The following is a 17333-nucleotide window of genomic DNA, read 5'->3' on the forward strand; positions in this document are numbered from 1 at the left end:
CGTGACGATGTGGGGTGTGCGGTCCCGGCCAGGCGCTTGCGGGCGTGGTGGGCCGCCTGGGTCGGCAATAGCTAGCGCGGGTTCCCTTGCGCGACCTCCTCAACGAGTTCGGCGGCGCGTCGCGGACCGCCGGCTTCGGCGCATTCCGCCTGAATCCGGCGCGCGTGTGTCCGATAACTCGGGTCGCGCAGCACCTCGCGTACCGCCGCGCGTAATCGTGCCGGCGATGGGGTCGCGGTCCGCAGGTCGATGCCGGCACCTGACCATGCCACGTGCGCGGCCACTTCGGGTTTCTCCTCGGTCTCGCCCCCGACCACCAGCGGGATGCCGTGCGCGAGCGCCGCCTGCACCCCGCCGTAGCCCCCGTTGGTGATCATCACGTCGACATGCGGCAGCAGTTCGGCGTGGGGCACGAACGCCGCTTGCCGGACGTTCGCGGGCGGCGACGCCAGTTCGGTTTCGCCGGTGGTCGCGACCACGAGCACGTCCTCGTCGGCGAGCCCGCGCACTGTCGGTTCGAGCAGTGATGGCTCATCGTTGGACACCGTCCCCTGCGTCACGTGCACCACCGGTCGGTCGGTACGCAGCTCATCCCACCACGGCGGCGGGGTGAAGTCGCTGGTACGAGCCGGTGCCAGCGGGCCGACGAAATGCGTGGCGCGGAACAGGTCGGAGCGCGGGTACTCGAACGAGGGCACAGTGCCGAGCAAGTAGACATCGGGCTGCGCGGCCACATTGCCGGGCGCGTGCGGCACACGTGGCCGAAGACCAAGCCCCGCACGCATTCCGTCGACTCGTCGCCACAGCCCGCGCAGCACAAAGTGCTCGACGCCGAAGGCGAGCAGCCGGTTGCGCAGCCGGCCGGCGGGCGACGCGGACGGCCGCAGCCCGAGCCCGACCGGGGCGGTGTCCCTGCTCCCGAACATGTAGATCGAGGTCGCGACCATGGCGTGCCGGCAGCCGGTGATCTCGTGCGTCAGCCCAGCGCCGAAACACATCTCGTCGGCCATCAGCACGTCCGCGGGGAAGTCCGCCAGGATCCGGACCAGGTCACGGTGTTGCGCCGGCGCGGTCTGGACGAAGACCGCGTCGATCACCTCCCGGAACATCGTGACGCCCCGCAGCCCGTCGAGGTGCGGAAACGCTTGGTGTCGGTTCTTTCCGCCGAAGTCGTACGCCTCGCGCATCGGCAGGTACTCGGCACCGGCGCCCTCGACCTTCCGTCGGAAGTGTGCGCCGGTGTACCAGCGGATTTCGTGTCCCCGGCGGGACAGTTCGCCGACTATCGGCAGGACAGGGTTGACGTGCCCGTCGCTCGGTGTCGTGGCGACGAGAATGCGAGCCATGGCCTCACTCCTGGTGGGCTGGCAGACAAACCGGACGTCAGAGACTATCCAACCAAGGGGGCCAGAGCGAGATCCGCGATCAGCCCTGGTGCTGGAAGCCGTGTCGGTACCGCTGCGGACTGGTGGCCAGGTCCCGGGCGAAGTGCGCGCGTAACGCGTTCGCCGAGCCGTAGCCGGCGCGTTCGGCGATCTGCGGGATCGGCAGGTCCGTGGTCTCCAACAGTTTTCGGGCCAGGTGCAGGCGTTGCTGCAGCAGCCAGTTCTGCGGGCTGGTGCCCAGGCGCTCCCGGAACCGGCGGGTCAGGGTACGGACGCTCAGCGCGGCGTGCCGGGCGATGTCGGCCACGGTCAGCGGTTCGCCCGCGTTGGCCTGGATCCAGGTGAGGGTCTCGGCCAGCGAACCGCTGTCGTCGGGTGGCTGGGCGTCGGCGATGAACTGGGCCTGGCCGCCTTCGCGGGTGGGGGCCATGACCACCATGCTCGCGGCGGTCGCCGCGGCCGCGGCGCCGTGGTCGCGACCGATCAGATGCAGGCACAGGTCCAGCCCGGCGGCCACCCCCGCGGACGTGTAGATCCGGCCGTCGCCGGTGAACAGCGCCTTGGCGTCCACGAGGACATCCGGGTGCCGGCGGGCCAGTTCCGGCGCGGCCCGCCAGTGCGTGGTCGCCCGCTTGCCGGCGAGCAGCCCGGCCTCGGCCAGGACGCGGGCGCCGGTGCAGATCGAGACGATCCTGGCCTGGCTGCCGCGCAGCAGGTCGAGAACCTCGGGCGGCACCTGGGACGTCACGTCGAGACCGGGCACGATCACGGTGTCCGCCTCGGCCGCGACGGAAAGGTCATACGGCACAAGGATCTCGTAGTAGCTGATGCCGCCGGCGGTGGCGCTGACGGCGGGCCGTGGGCCGCAGACCCGGACCAGGTACGGGTGGCTGCCGTCGGCGAGTTTGGCGGTGCCGAAGACCTGGCACGGGATGGACAGGTCGAAGCCCACCACGCCGTCCAGCGCCAGCACCGCGATGACATGTTCGGACATCGCTACCGCCTCGGCCGGAACGAGAATCGGGGCCGCCCGGCCAGAGTGTCCACTGTGCACTCGACGTCGAAGACGGCGCTGAGCAGCTCGTCGGTGAGGGTCTCGGTGGGTGCTCCGGCGGCCACCACCCGCCCGTCCCGCAGCACGACCGCGACGTCGGCGTACGTGGCGGCCAAGTCGAGCCCGTGCAGTGCGGCGACGACCGTGATGTCCAGGCCGCGGACCAGTTCCAGGAACTCCAGCTGGTGGCGGATGTCCAGGTGGTTGGTGGGCTCGTCGAGCACCAGCAGCCGCGGCTGCTGCGCCAGGGCACGGGCGAGCAGCACGCGTTGGCGTTCCCCGCCGGACAGTTCGCCCAGCCGCCGGTCGGCGAGCGGACCCAGGCCGGTCCGCTCGCAGATGTCGTGGACGATCTCGTGGTCGGTCGAGCCGAGCCGGTCGAACCTGCCCAGGTGCGGGGTCCGGCCCTGGGCGACCGTCTCGGCGACGGTGAACTCGAACCCGGAATGCTGTTCCTGCAACAGAACCCCGGTGCGGCGGGCGGCGGCGCGGGCGTCCGAGCGCCACACGTCGTCGCCGTCGACCAGGACCCGTCCGTGATCGGGCCGTTTCGCCCGGTAGATCGCGCGCAGCAAGGTCGATTTCCCGCTGCCGTTCGGGCCGACCAGGGCCACGAACTGTCCTGTTAGGACGTCCACGGACACGTCGTGCAGCACCCGCCGGCCGCCCATCGAGACGCTCACGTTCTCCATCCGCAGGCTCACGACACCGGCTCCAACCGGTGTCCGGCCCGCCGCATCACCAGCAGGAACATCGGTACGCCAAGGAAGGCGGTGACCACGCCGACCGGCAGCTCGGCCGGTGCGATCACGATCCTGGCCAGCACGTCCGCCCAGACTAGGAAGCACGCGCCGAGCACCGCGGTGACCGGCAACATCCGGCGATGGTCGGCGCCGACCAGCATCCGCGCCAGGTGTCCGGTGATCAGTCCCACGAACCCGATCCCACCGGACACCGCGACCACGGTCCCGGTGAGCAAAGTGGTCAGGATCAGCAGCCGCCACCGCAGCCGGACCGCGTCGACACCCAGTGCGGCGGAGGCGTCGTCGCCCAGAACGAGCACGTTCATCCGCCGCGCGGTCGCCAACAGCACGACGATCGCGGCTACGAGGACGAGCGCCGGAATCGGCAAGGACTCCCACTGGGTGCCGGACAGTCCGCCGAGCAGCCAGAAGATGATCTGCTGCTGCGCCGCGGTGTCGTTCGTCCGTGCCAGCATGAACGACGTGATGCCGCTGAACAGGTACGCGCACGCCACGCCGACCAACACCAATCGCAGCGGCTGCAACCGTCCTCGCTGTTGCGCCATCGCCAGGACGACGACCATCGCCAGCGTGGCTCCCGCGAAGGCCGCCAACGGCAGCGTGACGACGCCCAACAGAGCCGAACCGCTCGTCAGCACGATCACCGCGCCGACGGACGCGCCCGACGACAACCCGAGCAGATGCGGATCCGCGACCGGGTTCCGCACGACCGTCTGCACCACGGCACCGGCCACGGCGAGCCCGGCGCCGACGACCGCCGCCATCAGCACCCGGGGCACCCGCAACCGCCAGACGATCAGGTCGGTCGGGCCGTGCCCGCCGCCTCCGCCCAGCCGGTCCACGATGATCCGGACCACCTCGCCCACGGGCACGCCGACCGGTCCGATCCCGATCGCCACCAGGACCGAGACGACGAGAGCCACCCCCAACGCGGTCCTCATCCGCGCAACCCGGCGGCGATCTGTTCCAGTCCGTCGATGGTCAACGGCGTGGGGAAGCCGACGACGTACTGCGAGGTCGACAGGATCCGCCTGTCGCGGACCGCGCTGGTCGTAGCCAGCAGCGGGTTCGCGGAGATCTGGTCGACCAACTCCCGGCCGGTGGCCTTGGCGAAGCTGAGGTCGGTCACCACCCAGATCACCTGCGGGTCGAGTGCCGCGATCTTTTCCGGGGACACGTCGGCGTGCATCGACGGCACCTCGTCGAACACGTTGACCCCGCCGGCGAGGTGGATCAACGCGTTCACCGGGGTCGCGCCGCCGAGCGCCTTCACCGGTTGCCCGACCACCGGGTTGTCGGCCAGCGCCAACACTCGCGTCCGCGGGCCCGCCTTCGCCCGTACCGTGTCCTCGCGGGCCTTCAGCTCCCGGATGACCTGGTCGGCACGGTCGGCGACCTGGAAGACCCGGCCGACCCTGGCCAGGTAGTCGTACATCGCGGACAGGTCGGTCATCGGCCCGGCCTTCGTGTTGACGCACGCGGCGACGCCGGGCGCCTTCATGGCCGCCAGGTCCGCCTCGGTCGGCGTGCCAGGCGGGCCGCCGAAGTCGGGAAACCCGGTCAACACCACGTCCGGTGCGAGCGCCGCCACGCTTTCGGTGCTGGGTATCTTGTCCGTGATCACGGGCACGGTCGCCAACTGCCCGCGGAACGGCTCCTGCTCGGCCCTGACCGGTCCGGCGAAGCCGGTGCCCACGATCCGGTCGGCCAGTCCGAGCCGGGCCATCACCTGCGCGGCCCACCCGTCGATCGTGACCGCCCGCGCCGGGACGGCCGCGAACGTGATGTCCTTGCCCTGACAGTCCTTGACCGTGACCGAACCGGCGGACGGCTGCGATGACGCCGTCCCGCAACCGGCCACGCCCGCGAGTACCAGGACGGCGGTCACCGTCCAGCGGGCGCGCACAGACATCGATGACTGCCTTTCGAGATGTTGCCGAGTTCTCACCGTCCCCATCAGATCCGCGTTCGCGGGCGCGGAGGAGTGGCCGGTGGGTCAACATCCACCCGATTTCAGCCATGCCCACGAGCCCACCTCCATACAATCAGTCGGCCGGAAACCCGCGGAAGTTCCGGGCGCTCGGGTGACGAAGATCGCGGGAACCGATCGCCGCCACCGGCCGACCATCTGTCTCGAACGAAGTCGCCGATCGGGAGGTTTCCCAGGTGAGCACGCGCTTCGAGGACACCACCAGAGGACGGCTGCTGCTGTTCGGGGCGGTACTGGCGTTCGTGTTCGTGGTGAGCTGGATGTTCGGCAACGCGTTCGCGCCCGCGAACACACCGACGAACCCGCGCCCCGCCACCACCGGCCGGCAGCACCCAGGTGGACACTGATGACGTCGGTACAGCCGGAACAGGCGCTCGAACTGGTCGTCGGCGGGATGACGTGCGCCGCGTGCGCGGCCCGGGTCGAACGCAAGCTGAACAAACTCGACGGTGTCCGGGCGACGGTCAACTACGCCACGGCAAAGGCCGACGTGCGCGGGCCCGAGCGACTGTCGCCCGAGGACGTCATCCGGGTGATCGAGGCCGCCGGCTACACCGCGGAACTGCCTCGCCCGCCCGCCGCGGAGAAGCCTGCCGCCGAGCCGGATCCGTTGCGCCGGCGGGTGATCGTGGCCGCCGTGCTGGCTGTCCCGGTCATCGCGCTCGGGATGGTGCACGCCTGGCATTTCCCGTACTGGCAGTGGCTGTCGCTGGTGCTCGCCGCCCCGGTCGCGGTGTGGGGAGCGTGGCCGTTCCACCGTGCGGCGTGGCGCAATCTGCGGCACGGCACCGCGACCATGGACACGCTCGTGTCGGTCGGTGTCACCGCCGCGTTCCTCTGGTCGGTCGGCGGGTTGGTGTTCGGCGACAGCGGCGAGATCTACCTCGAAGTGGCCGCTGGCGTGACGTTGTTCATCCTATGTGGCCGGTACATGGAAGGCCGGGCGCGCAGGCAGGCCGGCGCCGCGTTGCGGGCGTTGCTCGAACTCGGTTCGAAGGACGTGGCCATCCTGCGCGACGGACGCGAACACCGTGCCCCCATTGAAGAACTGCGCGTGGGCGACCGTTTTGTCGTGCGTCCAGGGGAACGGGTCGCGACCGACGGCGTGGTGGTGGACGGCGGTTCGGCCGTCGACCTGAGCACGGTGACCGGTGAGACCGTTCCCGTGGAGGTGTCGCCGGGCACTGAGGTGATTGGCGCGACCGTGAACGTGAGCGGCCGGTTGGTGGTGCGTGCCACCCGGGTCGGCGCCGACACGCAGTTGGCGCGGATGACCAAGGTGGTCGAACGCGCCCAGACCGGCAAGGCGGCGGCGCAACGGCTCGCCGACAAGGTCGCAGCGGTGTTCGTGCCGGTCGTCATCACGCTCGCGGTGGGGACGTTCGGATTCTGGCTCGGATACAGTCCCGATCCGGCCGAGGCGGTCACCGCCGCCGTGGCGGTGTTGATCATCGCGTGCCCGTGCGCGGTCGGCCTGGCCACGCCGACCGCCCTGCTCGTCGGGACCGGTCGGGGCGCGCAGCTGGGTGTCCTGGTCAAAGGCCCCGAGGTGCTGGAGTCCGCGCGCAAGGTGGACACGATCGTGCTCGACAAGACAGGCACGGTCACCACCGGTCGGATGACCGTCACGTCGGTGCACACCGAGGCGGCCGAGGAGGACGTGCTGCGGCTGGCCGGGAGTGTGGAGGAGGCGTCCGACCACCCGATCGGCGCGGCGATCGCCACCACCGCGGTCCGCCGGCTCGGCGAACTCCCCACGGTACAAGGCTTTCACTCGATCCACGGATGCGGTGTGCGGGGAGTCGTCGACGGACACACGGTCCTGGTCGGGCGGACGGAGTTGCTCGTCCGACACGGCGTCACGGTGCCCGAAGACCTTGGTAACGCGAAGGAAGCCGCTGAACTCACCGGCCGTACCACGGTTCTCGTCGCATGGGACGGCGTCGCCCGCGCGGTGATCGTCGTCTCGGACACGCTACGGCCTTCGTCGGCGCAGGCAGTCCGTGACCTGCGCGCGCTGAAGTTGCGACCGGTGTTGCTGACCGGCGACAACGAGACCGTCGCGCGTGCGGTCGCGAACGAACTCGGCATCGACGACGTCATCGCGGGTGTCGACCCGGCGGGCAAGGTCGCGGCGATCGAACGGCTTCAGCGGGACGGGCACGTCGTCGCCATGGTCGGGGACGGGGTCAACGACGCCGCCGCGCTCGCCACATCGGATCTCGGCCTGTCGATGGGTACGGGCACGGACGCGGCGATCGAAGCGGGCGACATCTCCCTCGTCCGTGGTGACCTGCTCGCGGCCGTGGACGCGGTCCGGCTGTCCCGGCGCATCTTCACCACGATCCGCGCCAACCTGTGCTGGGCGTTCGGCTACAACCTGGCCGTCCTGCCCATCGCGGCGGCCGGCCTGCTCAACCCCATGATCGCGGGCGCGGCCATGGCGTTCTCCAGCTTCGCCGTGGTCGGCAACAGCCTCCGGTTGGGTCGGCTCAGATCGCGGACCGGCGGCCACGCGGCCGGTCGGTCTCGTGCATCGAGCTGATCAGGTCGTCGCGGGCCCGAGCCACCCGGGACCGGATCGTCCCCACCGGACAGTCACAGATCTCCGCCGCCTCCGCGTACGACAGGCCCAGGGCCTGGGTGAGCACGAACGCCTCCCGCCGGTCGTCGTCCAACGCGCGGATCAGTTCGCCGATGACGACGCCTTCCTCGAACCGCGTGGGGCTGGGCTGGGCCTGCTCCGCGGCCGCCTGCCAGTCGGCGACGTCCGCGCGGCGCGGCCGGGCCTGCTTGGCGCGGATGTGGTCGACCACCACCCGGCGGGCGATCGACAGCAGCCAGGTCCGGGCGGACGACCGGCCTTCGAACCTGACCAGGCTGCTCAGTGCCCTGAGGTACGTCTCCTGGGTGAGGTCGTCGGCCAGTTGGGTGTCGGCGAGGTGGGCGGCGTAGCGCCAGACGTCGTGCTGGGTCGCGCGGACGAACCGCTCCAGCGCGGCACGGTCACCGCGCCGGGCGGCGAACGCCCATCGGGTGATCTCGTCGTCGCTCGTTCGTGACCGGCTCACAAGTACCACAAGGTAGCGCAATGGTCGTTTGACCGCGATGAAGGCCCGTTCACGGTGAACGGGCCCGCATCACGGTCAGTGGTGGCCGCCGCCACCGAACATGCCGCCCCAGCCGCCGCGGCGTCCGCCGTGTTTGCCGGGGCGCTGGTAGTCGGGGTACTGCTGCGGCTGCTGGTACGCGGGCGGTCCGGTCTGCCGCTCGCTGGCCAGGATCTGGTCGAGACCACCGGCGGGGAGCAGGGTCGCCTCGCACGTCGGGCAGACCTGCAGGGGCACGCCGCTGCGCCGAAAGGTGGTCATCCGGTCGCCGTCAGTTGGGCAGAGGATGTCGTTCACAGTTGGTTCCCTTCACTGGTGCTGCGGGCAGGCGGGGCGCCGGCCCGATTCGATGTGGAATGACGCGTGGGCGATGCCGAACCGGTCGGCTACGGCCGTGGTCAGCCGGTCGAGCAGGCCGTCGTCCGCGCCGGCCACCACGTGCGCGGTCATCACCGGGGTGCCTGAGGTGATGGTCCACACGTGCAGGTCGTGCACGTCCCGTACGCCGGGTTCGGTCGTCAGCGCGCGCCGGACCTCGGCCAGGTCAAGGCCTTTCGGCACGGCCTCCAGCAGCACGTTGACCGCTTCGCGGAGCAGCACCCACGCCCTCGGCAGGATGGCCAGCCCGATGAGCGCGGACGCGATGGCGTCGGCCCGTTGGAACCCGGTGAACATGATCACCAGGGACGCCACCGCGGTGGTGATGGCGGCCAGCGCGTCGCTGAGGACCTCAAGGAACGCGGCGCGTACGTTGAGTGACTGTCCTTTCGCGCCGCGTAGCAGGAACACGGACGTGGTCATGCCGGCGCTGGCGATCAGGGCGACGACCAGCATCCCGCCGGACGCGACCTCCGGCGGTTCGACGAACCGCTGGGCCGCCTTGACCAGGATGGTGATGCCGATGCCGAACACCAGGACGCCGTTGATGGTGGCGGCCAGCATCTCCGCGCGTTGCCAGCCGAAGGTGTACCTGCTGGTCGCCGGCCGCCCGGCCAGCACGACCGCGATCAACGCCATCAGCACGCCGAGCGAGTCGACCGCCAGGTGGCCGGCGTCGGCCAGCAACGCCAGCGACCCGGTCCACAGGCCGCCGACCACCTCGATCGCGATGACGCCGGCCGAGATGCACAGCACCAGCGCCAGCCGGCGGCGCTGAATCTCCCTGGTCATGACGGCTCGTGCCCGTGACTGACGGTCAACGTCAGCCCGGCGATGTCGGTGATGGCGTGCTGGATCCGCTCGTCGCGCAGCGCGTAACGGGCGCGCCGGCCTTCGTGCGTGACGGTCACGATCCCGCACTCGCGCAGGCACAGCAGGTGGTTGGACACGTTCTGCCTGGTGGTGCCCAACGTCTCGGCCAGTTCGGCCGGGTACGCCGGGCCGGGCAGCAACGCCAGGAGCAGTCGGCACCTGGTCCGGTCGGACAGCGCCTTGCCCAGGCGGACCAGCGCGTCCAGGTGGGTCTCGGTCTCCGTCATGCGTTCAGTTTGATACAGCACTCGCTGTATTGTCAAGTCGTCGCTGTACTGTTTCTGGTAGCGGTCAGCGGGTCCCCGTGAAGACCGTCGTGGCGGAGAGCAGGAACGCGTCCGGCCGCCGCAGGATCCCCTCGGGTGCGTCCGGGTCGATCAGCACGTCGAGCGTGGCGAGGTCGGCCGCGTCCAGGGACTCGTTCAGGCCGGTCCGCATCCGGGTCAGGTGGTCGTGCAGGAACGAGCGGGCCGTGTCGCCCAGTGGGGCCCGCAGATCGAGGAGGTACGTGAACGTGCCGACGTCCTTGAGTCCGGCGCGGGTGAACATCGCGGGCCAGTCCTCGATCACGGACGTGCTGTTGGGCAGTTCCGACCGCATGGTCTGGAACCACCGCGCCTCCTCGGCGTCGAGCCTGGCTTGCAGGCCGGGTACGCCGATGCCGATGTCACGCGGGAGGAACCGCATCGGCAGGCCGCCTTCGGCCACGGCGAGCATTCCGCCAGGGGTCAACAGGTCGGCGAGGCCGGCCAGGGCCGCCTGTTGATCGCCGAGGTGGTGCACGACCCGGCTGCTCCAGATGACATCCGCGGTGCCGAGGCCGGTCAGTCCCTCGGGCAGTTCGGTGTGGTGGACAGTCACCCGGTCGCCGACGCCGAGCCGTCCGGCCCGTGTCCGGGCGCGGTCCAGCAACGCGGGTGTGCCGTCCACGGCCACGGTCTCGGCGCCTGGGAAAGCCTCGGCGAGCACGCAGGTCATCACCCCGGGTCCGCTGCCGACATCGAGCACGCGCCGGACCTGTTTCTCCGCGCCGAGCAGCTCCTTGAGGCGGGCCGCGGTGCGCCGGAGGACCGGGAGCTGCAGCTCGCCGTTGTTCTCCAGGTGGGTGGCCATGGCCTCCCAGTCGATGGTGTCCGGGTGCGAGTGCGCTGTGTGGCTCATGGCCGCAGGGTGCGGTGGGGGCGGCGGTTCTGGCAACTTTTGTTGCCGATTCCGGGACAACTGAGGTGAACTGGACCGATGGACGACCCACCGCCGTACCAAGAGGTCCTGGACGAGGTCGCGCCGCGGCTGCGACGGCTGCGTGTGCAACGTGGCTTCACCCTGGCCGCGTTGGCCGAGGCGACCGGCATCTCCAAGAGCACCCTGTCCCGACTGGAGTCCGGCCAGCGCCGGCCCAGCCTGGAACTGCTGCTGCCGCTGGCCGCCGCGTACCGGGTACCGCTGGACGACCTGGTCGGCGCCCCTGAGGTGGGCGACCCGCGGGTCCAACTGAAGCCCCGCAGGACGCCGCACGGGTCGGTGATCCCGCTGAGCCGTGGACCGGGGCCGCTGCAGGCGTACAAGATGGTCATTCACGACCGTCGCACCGAGCCGGATCTCCGTGTCCACGAGGGCTACGAGTGGCTGTACATCCTCGACGGCAGGCTACGGCTCATCCTCGGCCAGCACGACCTGGTGCTCGGCCCCGGCGAGGCCGCCGAGTTCGACACCCGGACACCGCACTGGTTCAACAGCGCCGACGGGCGACCGGTCGAGGTCCTCAGCCTGTTCGGCAAGCAGGGGGAGCGAATGCACGTCCGCGCCAAGCCCGTCAAGTGACGGTCACGCCGTGACACCGCCGTCCACGACCAGGTCGTGTCCGACGAGGTAGCCCGCCTGGTCACCGGCGATCCACACCACCGCGTTCGCGATCTCGTCCACAGTGGCCACCCGGCCGATGGGCACCGCGACGCGCAGGCGTTCGGCCCGATCCTCTTCGGTTTCACCTGGCCGCAGGGACATCGGGGTGTCCGAGGAGCCTGGGCTGACGGCGTTGATGCGGATGCCGTCCGCGATGTGCTCCCGCGCGGCCGTCCGGGTCAGCGCGCTGACACCGGCTTTGGCGGCGATGTACGCGCTGAACCCGGGCAGCCGCCGGTGCGCGCCGAGGTTCGAGGCGATGTTGACGATGACACCGCCACCGTGCCGCCGCATGTGGCCGATCTCGTGCTTCATCGACAACCAGGTGCCGGTGAGGTTGGTGTCGAGCACCCGGGTCCACGTGTCGAGATCCATGTCGGCGACCGGCGCGGCGGCGGCGACACCCGCGTTGTTGACCGCGATGTGCAGGCCGCCGTGCCGCTCCACGGTCGTGGCCACCATCCGAGCGGTGTCCTCTTCGCTGGTCACGTCGGCGGTGATCGCGTCCGCGGTCCCACCGGCCTGGCGGACCAGGTCCACGGTGCCCGCCAGCGCGTCGGGGTTCCGGCCGGCCACGACGACGGTCGCGCCGGCGCTGGCGAACGCCTGGGCGGTGGCGCGGCCGATCCCCGAGCCGCCGCCCGTGATCAGCACGACTTCGCCGGGTGTGATCATGAAAGCCTCCGATCTTGACTGATCGGTCAAGTATAGGACAGCGCTGGATCAGCCTGTTCGGCGCGGTGGCGCTCTGATATGGGTTGAAACTGGACCGATCGGTTCACATAGCTATGTCGTTGAGGCGGGCGGCTGCCTCGCCGGCCCACCGGTCGTTGCCGGACAGGACGGCCCTTCGGTACGCGGCCTTGGCCGCCGCGACTTCGCCTTCGCCGGCCAGCAGCGTGCCCACCATGACGAGGGCGCGCGCCGCCCACTCGGAATGTCCACTGTGGATCGCTTGGTCGTACAGTTCTCGTGCCGCCCGGGTGTTGCCCTGTGCGGTGAGGTCGTCGGCGAGGAGGCTGGCGGCGGCCGGTGCCCATTCCGGGTGACCAGAGGCGATCGCAAGCCGGCACGCGGCCTCGCGGCCCTTCGCCTCCAGATGATGGGCGACGCGCACCGCGGCTCGGGGCGCCCAGTCCGGATGGCCGGACGCGGCGACCTGTTGGTAGGCGGCTGTCGCGCCCGGAATGTCGTCGCCCGCCTCAAGGAGAGGGCCCAGCAGGTCGGCTGCCAGCACGCTCCAGTCACCGGCATTGCCACGCGCTGCCCGTTCGTACGCCTCACGTGCCGCGCGTAGCTGTCCGTTCCGTTCAGCTTCGCGTCCTCGCTGCACCTCTTCCCTCGCGTCGGCGGGGGACAGGAGCGGGACCGCGCGCTTCGGCGGGTTGATCGCGACCGGAGGGAGGGGACGCGCGCCGGCCGGTGTCCTGGCGAGCGCGATGACGTCGACCGCGGCGGCGAAACTGCGCTGCGGTCGGGAAAGCCGTTCTTCGCGCATCCGGTCGGCGACGTAGGTGTACACGTCGTCGACCGACAGATAGCCGTCGCCGTCACTGTCTTCGGCCTTGGCGTCCAGGGCTTCGACGAGGAACCTGGTGAACGGGCTGGTGGTGTCGGCCGCGTCCGCGTCGGGCGCCAGCTCGGCTCCTCGGGACGCGGTCAGCACGAACCGTCCTTCGCCGGCGAGCTTGCCGGGGCCGGCGCTGCCTTTGAAGCTGCCGGCGTAGCAGCAGTCCAGGATCAGGATCTTGGCGGCCGCGGGGGAGGCGTCCACGACCGTGCTGACCGCGCTCGTGCTGACCGCGGTGGACACCAGCCGGTCCACCCGGGTGTCCTTGGCGCACAGGAAGAGTTCGTCGAACAGGCTGAGCTTGCCGTGCCCGCTGTAGTACAGCAGCAGCTGGTCGTCGCGGGTCGCGTCCAGGAAGAAGTCCTCGATCCGGCGCAGCATCCCGCCGCGCGTCCGGTTCGACAGGACCTGGACGTGGTCCGGGTGGTAGAGCCCGGTTCGTTGACTGGTCAGCACCTCCTGGAGGTGCCGGACGTCCGCGCGCGGGCCGTTCAGCGCGGGCAGCTGGCCGGGGTCGCGCGGAAAGTCCCAGTTCGCGATGAGCAGGGCTTTGTGGACGCGGTCACCCATTGCCGCGGGTCTGCTCCAACGCCGCGAGCAGCACCGTTTCCATGGCCTTGTCGCTGGTGCTGGTGCCGTCCAGGCTGATCCTGGTCGGTTCCCCGTCGCCGGCCTCGATGGTCAGGGTCAGCCGACGCGACCTGTCCCGGCCCAGCCAGCTCCGGAAGATCTCCACCGCGGCCGTGATCGCGCCCGAACTGCCCAACGCGATGATCAACGTGTCCAGCGTGCCCTTGCTGCCCTCGGCCGCCGTGCCCGCCTTGGTGACCGGGCCGATGTTGGCCGCGGCCAACGACGTGCTCAATCCGCCGGCCTGCTTGCGCCACCCCGCGTCGTTCGGGTCGTACACCGAACTGGCCGGCTCGACCCGGACCTCGATCGCTCCATCGTCGTCCACGCCGACCAGGATGGCATGGCCGGCGGACCGGCTGCGATGCTGGTACGCCGCCGACTCCCGGAAGGACGCGATGACCGATCCACTCCTTGACAGCCGGCGCTTCCAGGACCTGCTCGACCAGGCGCGGCGGCTGGCCGACCAACGCGCCTGGGCCGCGGCCGGACCGTTGTCGGAACGTGCGCGGCAGGCGGTACTGCAGGCCACGGCGATGGTGGTGGACCAACTCATCCACCGGGTCAACCAGCTGCCCGGCCGGCTGCACCGGTCGTTGCTGGACCTGGTCGGCATCCAGCGACGCCCGCCCACGGCGGCCACCGCCCCGGTGACCTTCCGGCTCACGGAACCGTTGCGTGACACCGTTGTGATACCCAGGGGTGTCGAGGTGTCCGACGAGTCCTCGAACGTCGTGTTCACGACCGTGCGGCGGCTCGAACTGGTCCCGGTGGAACTGGTCGCGTGCGCGGTCCGCTGGGCGTCCGCTCCAGGTCCGAGCGACATGACCGCCGTGCTGTTCGGCGAGCAGGGATTCGGGGCCTTCCCACCGTCGGTCACGGCGGGAAGTCAGCTTCTGCTGGGGCTTTCCGCGCCGGCGCCCGGCTGTCTCGTCTCGTTGGCTTTTGTCTGTGTGGAGACCGGCGGTGTGGGCGGCGACCCCAATGATCCGCCTCTGGTGTGGGAGGCGTGGACCGGGGACGACTGGTCGCGGTGCGGGGTCGATCGGGACGACACGGGCGGCCTCGACTTCGGCGGCGTGATCGTGCTGGATCTGCCCGCCGGTCACGTGACGTCGACTGTCGTCGGGCGCCGAGCCGCCTGGTTGCGGTGCCGGCTGGTCGAGCCGGAGCCTGGCCTGGCGACCTTCACCATCTCACCGAAGATCAAGTCGATCACCGCGGCGACCGTCGGCGGGACGACCGACGCGGTGCACGGCCGGCTGGTGGAGGACGAGCCGCTGGGTGTGTCCGAGGGGACTCCCGGACAGCGGTTCGTCCTCCGGCACCGGCCGGTGGCCATGAACCACGAGCCGCCTGTCATCGAGGTGGACGAGGACGGCTGGCAGCCGTGGCGGGTGGTGCCGACGTTCGCCCACAGCGGCCCTTTCGACCGCCACGTCGTGGTCGACGCCGTGTCCGGTCACGTGATGTTCGGCCCGATGATCCGTGAACCTGACGGCACAGCCCGGATGTACGGCGCCTGCCCACCTGCGGACGCGCTCGTTCGTGTTCGCCACTACTGGACCGGTGGTGGCGCGGAGGGGAATGTCCCTGTCGGCGCGTTGAGTGTATTGCGGACAGAGCTCTTCGGCATGCCACCGCACCGGATCGAGAACCGGGAACCCGGGATCGGTGGCTACGACGGGGAGTCCGAGGACCAGGTGCGTGTCCGTGCGCCCCACGACTTCAAGGCCCGTGATCGGGCGGTGACCGCGCAGGATTTCGAACAGTTGAGTCGGGAAGCCGCACCCGAACTCGCGCGGGTGCACTGTGCTGTCCAGGAAGACGGAGGCATTCGGGTGTTGCTGGTGCCCAGCGTCGCCCGGGAGGAGTCCGGCCGGATCGCCTTCGACCAACTGGTGATCGTCCAGGACACAGTGGACCGCATAGCGTCCTTTCTGGACGAACGCCGAGTCCTTGGTACCAGGGTGATTGTCGAGCCCGTGTCGTACCAGGGATTCACTGTGGTGTGCGAGGTGATCTCGCGGCCGCTGGCCGATCGCGGTGAGGTCAACCGGTTGGCGTTGGCCGCTTTGTACCGGTACTTCGACCCGTTGGCGGGCGGCCGTGACGGGACTGGCTGGCCGTTCGGGCGGCCGGTCGGCATCGGTGACGTCCACGCCATCCTCGATCAGGTACCCGGTGTGGAGTACGTCGACAACGTCCTGCTGTTCCCGGCGAACGCGATGACCCGGGAACGCTTCGATGCCACCTCGCGGATCGCGGTCGACCGGTACGCCTTGCTGTTCGGCATCGAACACCAGATCCGGGTGCGGGACTGATGGTGTCCGTCGCCACCGAACTCCCCACGGACCTCCGCGACGACCCCGCGGTCGTCTCCGTGGTCGCCGCGATCGACGCCATGTTGGCGCCTCTGTTCGACCTGGTCGACAACCTCGACACCCACTTGGACGCGCACACCGCGCCGGCCGGGATCGTCGACTGGCTGGCCACCATCGTCGGCGCCTACTCCGACCGACCGCCGTCGCTCGACCAACGACGCCGGCTGGTCGCCGCCGCCCACGAGATCTCCCGTTGGTGGGGCACCAAACGCGGCCTGGCCGCCCTGGTCCGGGCCGACACCGGGACCGAGCCGGAGATCGTCGAGGACTTCTCCGGACCGCGGCCCCGGGTGTTGGTCCGTCTGTCCGGTGTGGACAGTGCGGACAGGCAACGGCTTCGGGCTCTTGTCGCCAGTGCTGTTCCTGTGCACGTTCAGGGCGAGGTTGAGATCAGGTAGTCGTTGGCGCCAGTGCGTTGCGCGGGCACGCGCCTGGTTTCGTTGGGGGCCAGTCGGCACGGTCGTACTGAATCGTTTCAAGAGGTGGTAGGGCATAGGTTGGGTTCATTCGCATGGCGCGTGGCTGGGGAGGGCCGATGGTGGCGTGCTGGCAGTGTGGTGAGCCGATATCCGAGGATGTGTCGCGGTGCCCGAGTTGTTCGGTGGTTCTGGCGCGTTGGTCTCCGCAAGTGGTGGCGGTGCCACCAACCCCGCCACCAGCCCCGCCACCAGCCCCGCCGCTACCTCCGCCGGTTGTCGGTCCGGTTCGGTCCGTTCTGGATCTGGGCACCGCCGTGGTGGTGCTGCTGTGTTGCGCCGGAGTGGGCCTGTTGTTCGGGATACTGACCCCCGACCTGGGCATGAGTGTTCTGACGGTGTTGTCGACCGTTGCGTCGATGGTCACGATGCTGGTGTGGACGTATCGGGCCAGGCGCAATGTCGAAGGTCTTGGCCGGCAACGTCGGAGTCCAGGGTGGGCCATCGGTGGGTGGTTCTGCCCGGGGGTGAACCTGTGGTTCCCGTTGCAGATCATCCTGGATGTCGGCGCGGTCGACCGGCCGCCCGGGAAGGCGAGGGCGTTTCCGCTGATCGCGTACGCCTGGTGGATCTGTTGGCTGGCCGCGTGGGTGTGTGCTGTGCAGTACAGGGAGGTCCACGTTCGAACCGTCCGTGGCGACACGTTTGTGAACTACTCCGTGTCGATGTACCTCGGGGGCACCGTGCTCAGCAAGGTGTTCGGTGCTGCTGCGGCGTTCCTGCTCGCCTTGCTCGTTCACAGCGTCTCGATCCGCCAGGAGCGGCGCGTACCGGCCTGATCAGCACTTGACCAAGTTTAGAGAATCCTCTAAATTTA

19 protein-coding genes are annotated in these 17333 nt (G+C 70.0%); 6 read left to right on the plus strand and 13 right to left on the minus strand.

Features of this window, described 5'->3' with window-relative positions:
• Positions 1-71 precede the first annotated feature (71 nt).
• The 5 genes from EV192_RS15220 to EV192_RS15240 form a co-directional block, all read right to left on the minus strand.
• On the minus strand, positions 72-1346 hold the full coding sequence (locus EV192_RS15220; RefSeq protein WP_132115706.1) for a glycosyltransferase: 1275 nt from the start codon (positions 1344-1346) through the stop codon (positions 72-74).
• A gap of 79 nt (positions 1347-1425) precedes the next feature.
• A complete protein-coding gene (locus EV192_RS15225; protein ID WP_132115708.1) occupies positions 1426-2379 on the minus strand; it encodes a GlxA family transcriptional regulator in 954 nt (317 codons plus the stop codon).
• Positions 2380-2381: 2 nt separating this feature from the next.
• Positions 2382-3143: an ABC transporter ATP-binding protein gene (locus EV192_RS15230; protein WP_243726854.1), complete on the minus strand. Its 762-nt coding sequence runs from the start codon at positions 3141-3143 to the stop codon at positions 2382-2384.
• Positions 3140-4144 (minus strand): FecCD family ABC transporter permease, encoded by a 1005-nt coding sequence (locus tag EV192_RS15235; RefSeq protein WP_132115710.1) that lies wholly within the window; start codon positions 4142-4144, stop codon positions 3140-3142. Before EV192_RS15235 ends, EV192_RS15230 begins: the two co-directional genes overlap by 4 nt.
• Positions 4141-5115, minus strand: a complete 975-nt coding sequence (locus EV192_RS15240) for an ABC transporter substrate-binding protein (RefSeq protein WP_165960394.1) — start codon at positions 5113-5115, stop codon at positions 4141-4143. Before EV192_RS15240 ends, EV192_RS15235 begins: the two co-directional genes overlap by 4 nt.
• 254 nt (positions 5116-5369) lie before the next feature.
• Here EV192_RS15240 and EV192_RS53805 point away from each other — a divergent pair, with 254 nt between their 5' ends.
• Together EV192_RS53805 and EV192_RS15245 are read left to right on the plus strand one after the other, a co-directional pair.
• Positions 5370-5540 (plus strand): hypothetical protein, encoded by a 171-nt coding sequence (locus EV192_RS53805; protein ID WP_165960395.1) that lies wholly within the window; start codon positions 5370-5372, stop codon positions 5538-5540.
• Positions 5540-7738 (plus strand): heavy metal translocating P-type ATPase, encoded by a 2199-nt coding sequence (locus EV192_RS15245; RefSeq protein WP_132115714.1) that lies wholly within the window; start codon positions 5540-5542, stop codon positions 7736-7738. Before EV192_RS53805 ends, EV192_RS15245 begins: the two co-directional genes overlap by 1 nt.
• Here EV192_RS15245 and EV192_RS15250 read toward each other — a convergent pair.
• From EV192_RS15250 to EV192_RS15270, 5 genes are all read right to left on the minus strand, one after another.
• Positions 7686-8264 carry a sigma-70 family RNA polymerase sigma factor gene (locus EV192_RS15250; RefSeq protein WP_132115716.1) on the minus strand — a complete coding sequence of 193 codons (579 nt, stop codon included), beginning with the start codon at positions 8262-8264 and terminating at the stop codon, positions 7686-7688. The genes EV192_RS15245 and EV192_RS15250 overlap by 53 nt on opposite strands.
• A 75-nt stretch (positions 8265-8339) precedes the next feature.
• Positions 8340-8600 carry a zf-TFIIB domain-containing protein gene (locus EV192_RS15255; protein ID WP_132115718.1) on the minus strand — a complete coding sequence of 87 codons (261 nt, stop codon included), beginning with the start codon at positions 8598-8600 and terminating at the stop codon, positions 8340-8342.
• A 12-nt stretch (positions 8601-8612) separates the two neighbouring features.
• A complete protein-coding gene (locus tag EV192_RS15260; protein ID WP_132115720.1) occupies positions 8613-9473 on the minus strand; it encodes a cation diffusion facilitator family transporter in 861 nt (286 codons plus the stop codon).
• Positions 9470-9781, minus strand: coding sequence for an ArsR/SmtB family transcription factor (locus EV192_RS15265; protein WP_132115721.1), 312 nt, complete (start codon positions 9779-9781; stop codon positions 9470-9472). Before EV192_RS15265 ends, EV192_RS15260 begins: the two co-directional genes overlap by 4 nt.
• A 64-nt stretch (positions 9782-9845) precedes the next feature.
• Positions 9846-10715, minus strand: coding sequence for a class I SAM-dependent methyltransferase (locus EV192_RS15270; RefSeq protein WP_132115723.1), 870 nt, complete (start codon positions 10713-10715; stop codon positions 9846-9848).
• Positions 10716-10793: 78 nt separating this feature from the next.
• Here EV192_RS15270 and EV192_RS15275 point away from each other — a divergent pair, with 78 nt between their 5' ends.
• Complete coding sequence (locus EV192_RS15275) at positions 10794-11375, plus strand: helix-turn-helix domain-containing protein (RefSeq protein WP_132115725.1); 582 nt, start codon at positions 10794-10796, stop codon at positions 11373-11375.
• 3 nt (positions 11376-11378) lie between these two features.
• Here EV192_RS15275 and EV192_RS15280 read toward each other — a convergent pair whose 3' ends face one another.
• The 3 genes from EV192_RS15280 to EV192_RS53810 all read right to left on the minus strand — a co-directional run bounded on the left by EV192_RS15280 (position 11379) and on the right by EV192_RS53810 (position 13984).
• Positions 11379-12131 (minus strand): SDR family NAD(P)-dependent oxidoreductase, encoded by a 753-nt coding sequence (locus EV192_RS15280; protein WP_132115727.1) that lies wholly within the window; start codon positions 12129-12131, stop codon positions 11379-11381.
• A gap of 103 nt (positions 12132-12234) precedes the next feature.
• Complete coding sequence (locus tag EV192_RS15285; RefSeq protein WP_132115729.1) at positions 12235-13596, minus strand: caspase, EACC1-associated type; 1362 nt, start codon at positions 13594-13596, stop codon at positions 12235-12237.
• The gene (locus EV192_RS53810; RefSeq protein ID WP_165960396.1) at positions 13589-13984 is read right to left on the minus strand and encodes an effector-associated constant component EACC1; all 396 of its coding nucleotides are present in this window, start codon (positions 13982-13984) and stop codon (positions 13589-13591) included. The genes EV192_RS15285 and EV192_RS53810 overlap by 8 nt, the downstream gene beginning before the upstream one ends.
• Positions 13985-13994: 10 nt before the next feature.
• Between EV192_RS53810 and EV192_RS15295 the strand changes: the two genes are divergently transcribed.
• From EV192_RS15295 to EV192_RS15305, 3 genes are all read left to right on the plus strand, one after another.
• Positions 13995-15980 carry a putative baseplate assembly protein gene (locus tag EV192_RS15295; RefSeq protein WP_165960397.1) on the plus strand — a complete coding sequence of 662 codons (1986 nt, stop codon included), beginning with the start codon at positions 13995-13997 and terminating at the stop codon, positions 15978-15980.
• Positions 15980-16438, plus strand: a complete 459-nt coding sequence (locus EV192_RS15300) for a phage tail protein (protein WP_132115735.1) — start codon at positions 15980-15982, stop codon at positions 16436-16438. Before EV192_RS15295 ends, EV192_RS15300 begins: the two co-directional genes overlap by 1 nt.
• 401 nt (positions 16439-16839) lie before the next feature.
• On the plus strand, positions 16840-17295 hold the full coding sequence (locus EV192_RS15305) for a DUF4328 domain-containing protein (protein WP_132115737.1): 456 nt from the start codon (positions 16840-16842) through the stop codon (positions 17293-17295).
• Positions 17296-17333: the final 38 nt, after the last annotated feature.

The sequence above is a fragment of the Actinocrispum wychmicini genome (assembly GCF_004345645.1).
GTDB classification, from domain to species: Bacteria; Actinomycetota; Actinomycetes; order Mycobacteriales; family Pseudonocardiaceae; genus Kibdelosporangium; species Kibdelosporangium wychmicini.

Coding starts and splice junctions, on each gene's coding strand:
- EV192_RS15225 (WP_132115708.1), bottom strand. CDS start 2,379: ATGTCCGAACATGTCATCGCGGTGCTGGCGCTGGACGGCGTGGTGGGC.
- EV192_RS15305 (WP_132115737.1), top strand. CDS start 16,840: ATGAGTGTTCTGACGGTGTTGTCGACCGTTGCGTCGATGGTCACGATG.
- EV192_RS15260 (WP_132115720.1), bottom strand. CDS start 9,473: ATGACCAGGGAGATTCAGCGCCGCCGGCTGGCGCTGGTGCTGTGCATC.
- EV192_RS15265 (WP_132115721.1), bottom strand. CDS start 9,781: ATGACGGAGACCGAGACCCACCTGGACGCGCTGGTCCGCCTGGGCAAG.
- EV192_RS15300 (WP_132115735.1), top strand. CDS start 15,980: ATGGTGTCCGTCGCCACCGAACTCCCCACGGACCTCCGCGACGACCCC.
- EV192_RS15240 (WP_165960394.1), bottom strand. CDS start 5,115: ATGTCTGTGCGCGCCCGCTGGACGGTGACCGCCGTCCTGGTACTCGCG.
- EV192_RS15270 (WP_132115723.1), bottom strand. CDS start 10,715: ATGAGCCACACAGCGCACTCGCACCCGGACACCATCGACTGGGAGGCC.
- EV192_RS15280 (WP_132115727.1), bottom strand. CDS start 12,131: ATGATCACACCCGGCGAAGTCGTGCTGATCACGGGCGGCGGCTCGGGG.
- EV192_RS15245 (WP_132115714.1), top strand. CDS start 5,540: ATGACGTCGGTACAGCCGGAACAGGCGCTCGAACTGGTCGTCGGCGGG.
- EV192_RS15220 (WP_132115706.1), bottom strand. CDS start 1,346: ATGGCTCGCATTCTCGTCGCCACGACACCGAGCGACGGGCACGTCAAC.
- EV192_RS15285 (WP_132115729.1), bottom strand. CDS start 13,596: ATGGGTGACCGCGTCCACAAAGCCCTGCTCATCGCGAACTGGGACTTT.
- EV192_RS15295 (WP_165960397.1), top strand. CDS start 13,995: ATGGCATGGCCGGCGGACCGGCTGCGATGCTGGTACGCCGCCGACTCC.
- EV192_RS15275 (WP_132115725.1), top strand. CDS start 10,794: ATGGACGACCCACCGCCGTACCAAGAGGTCCTGGACGAGGTCGCGCCG.
- EV192_RS15235 (WP_132115710.1), bottom strand. CDS start 4,144: ATGAGGACCGCGTTGGGGGTGGCTCTCGTCGTCTCGGTCCTGGTGGCG.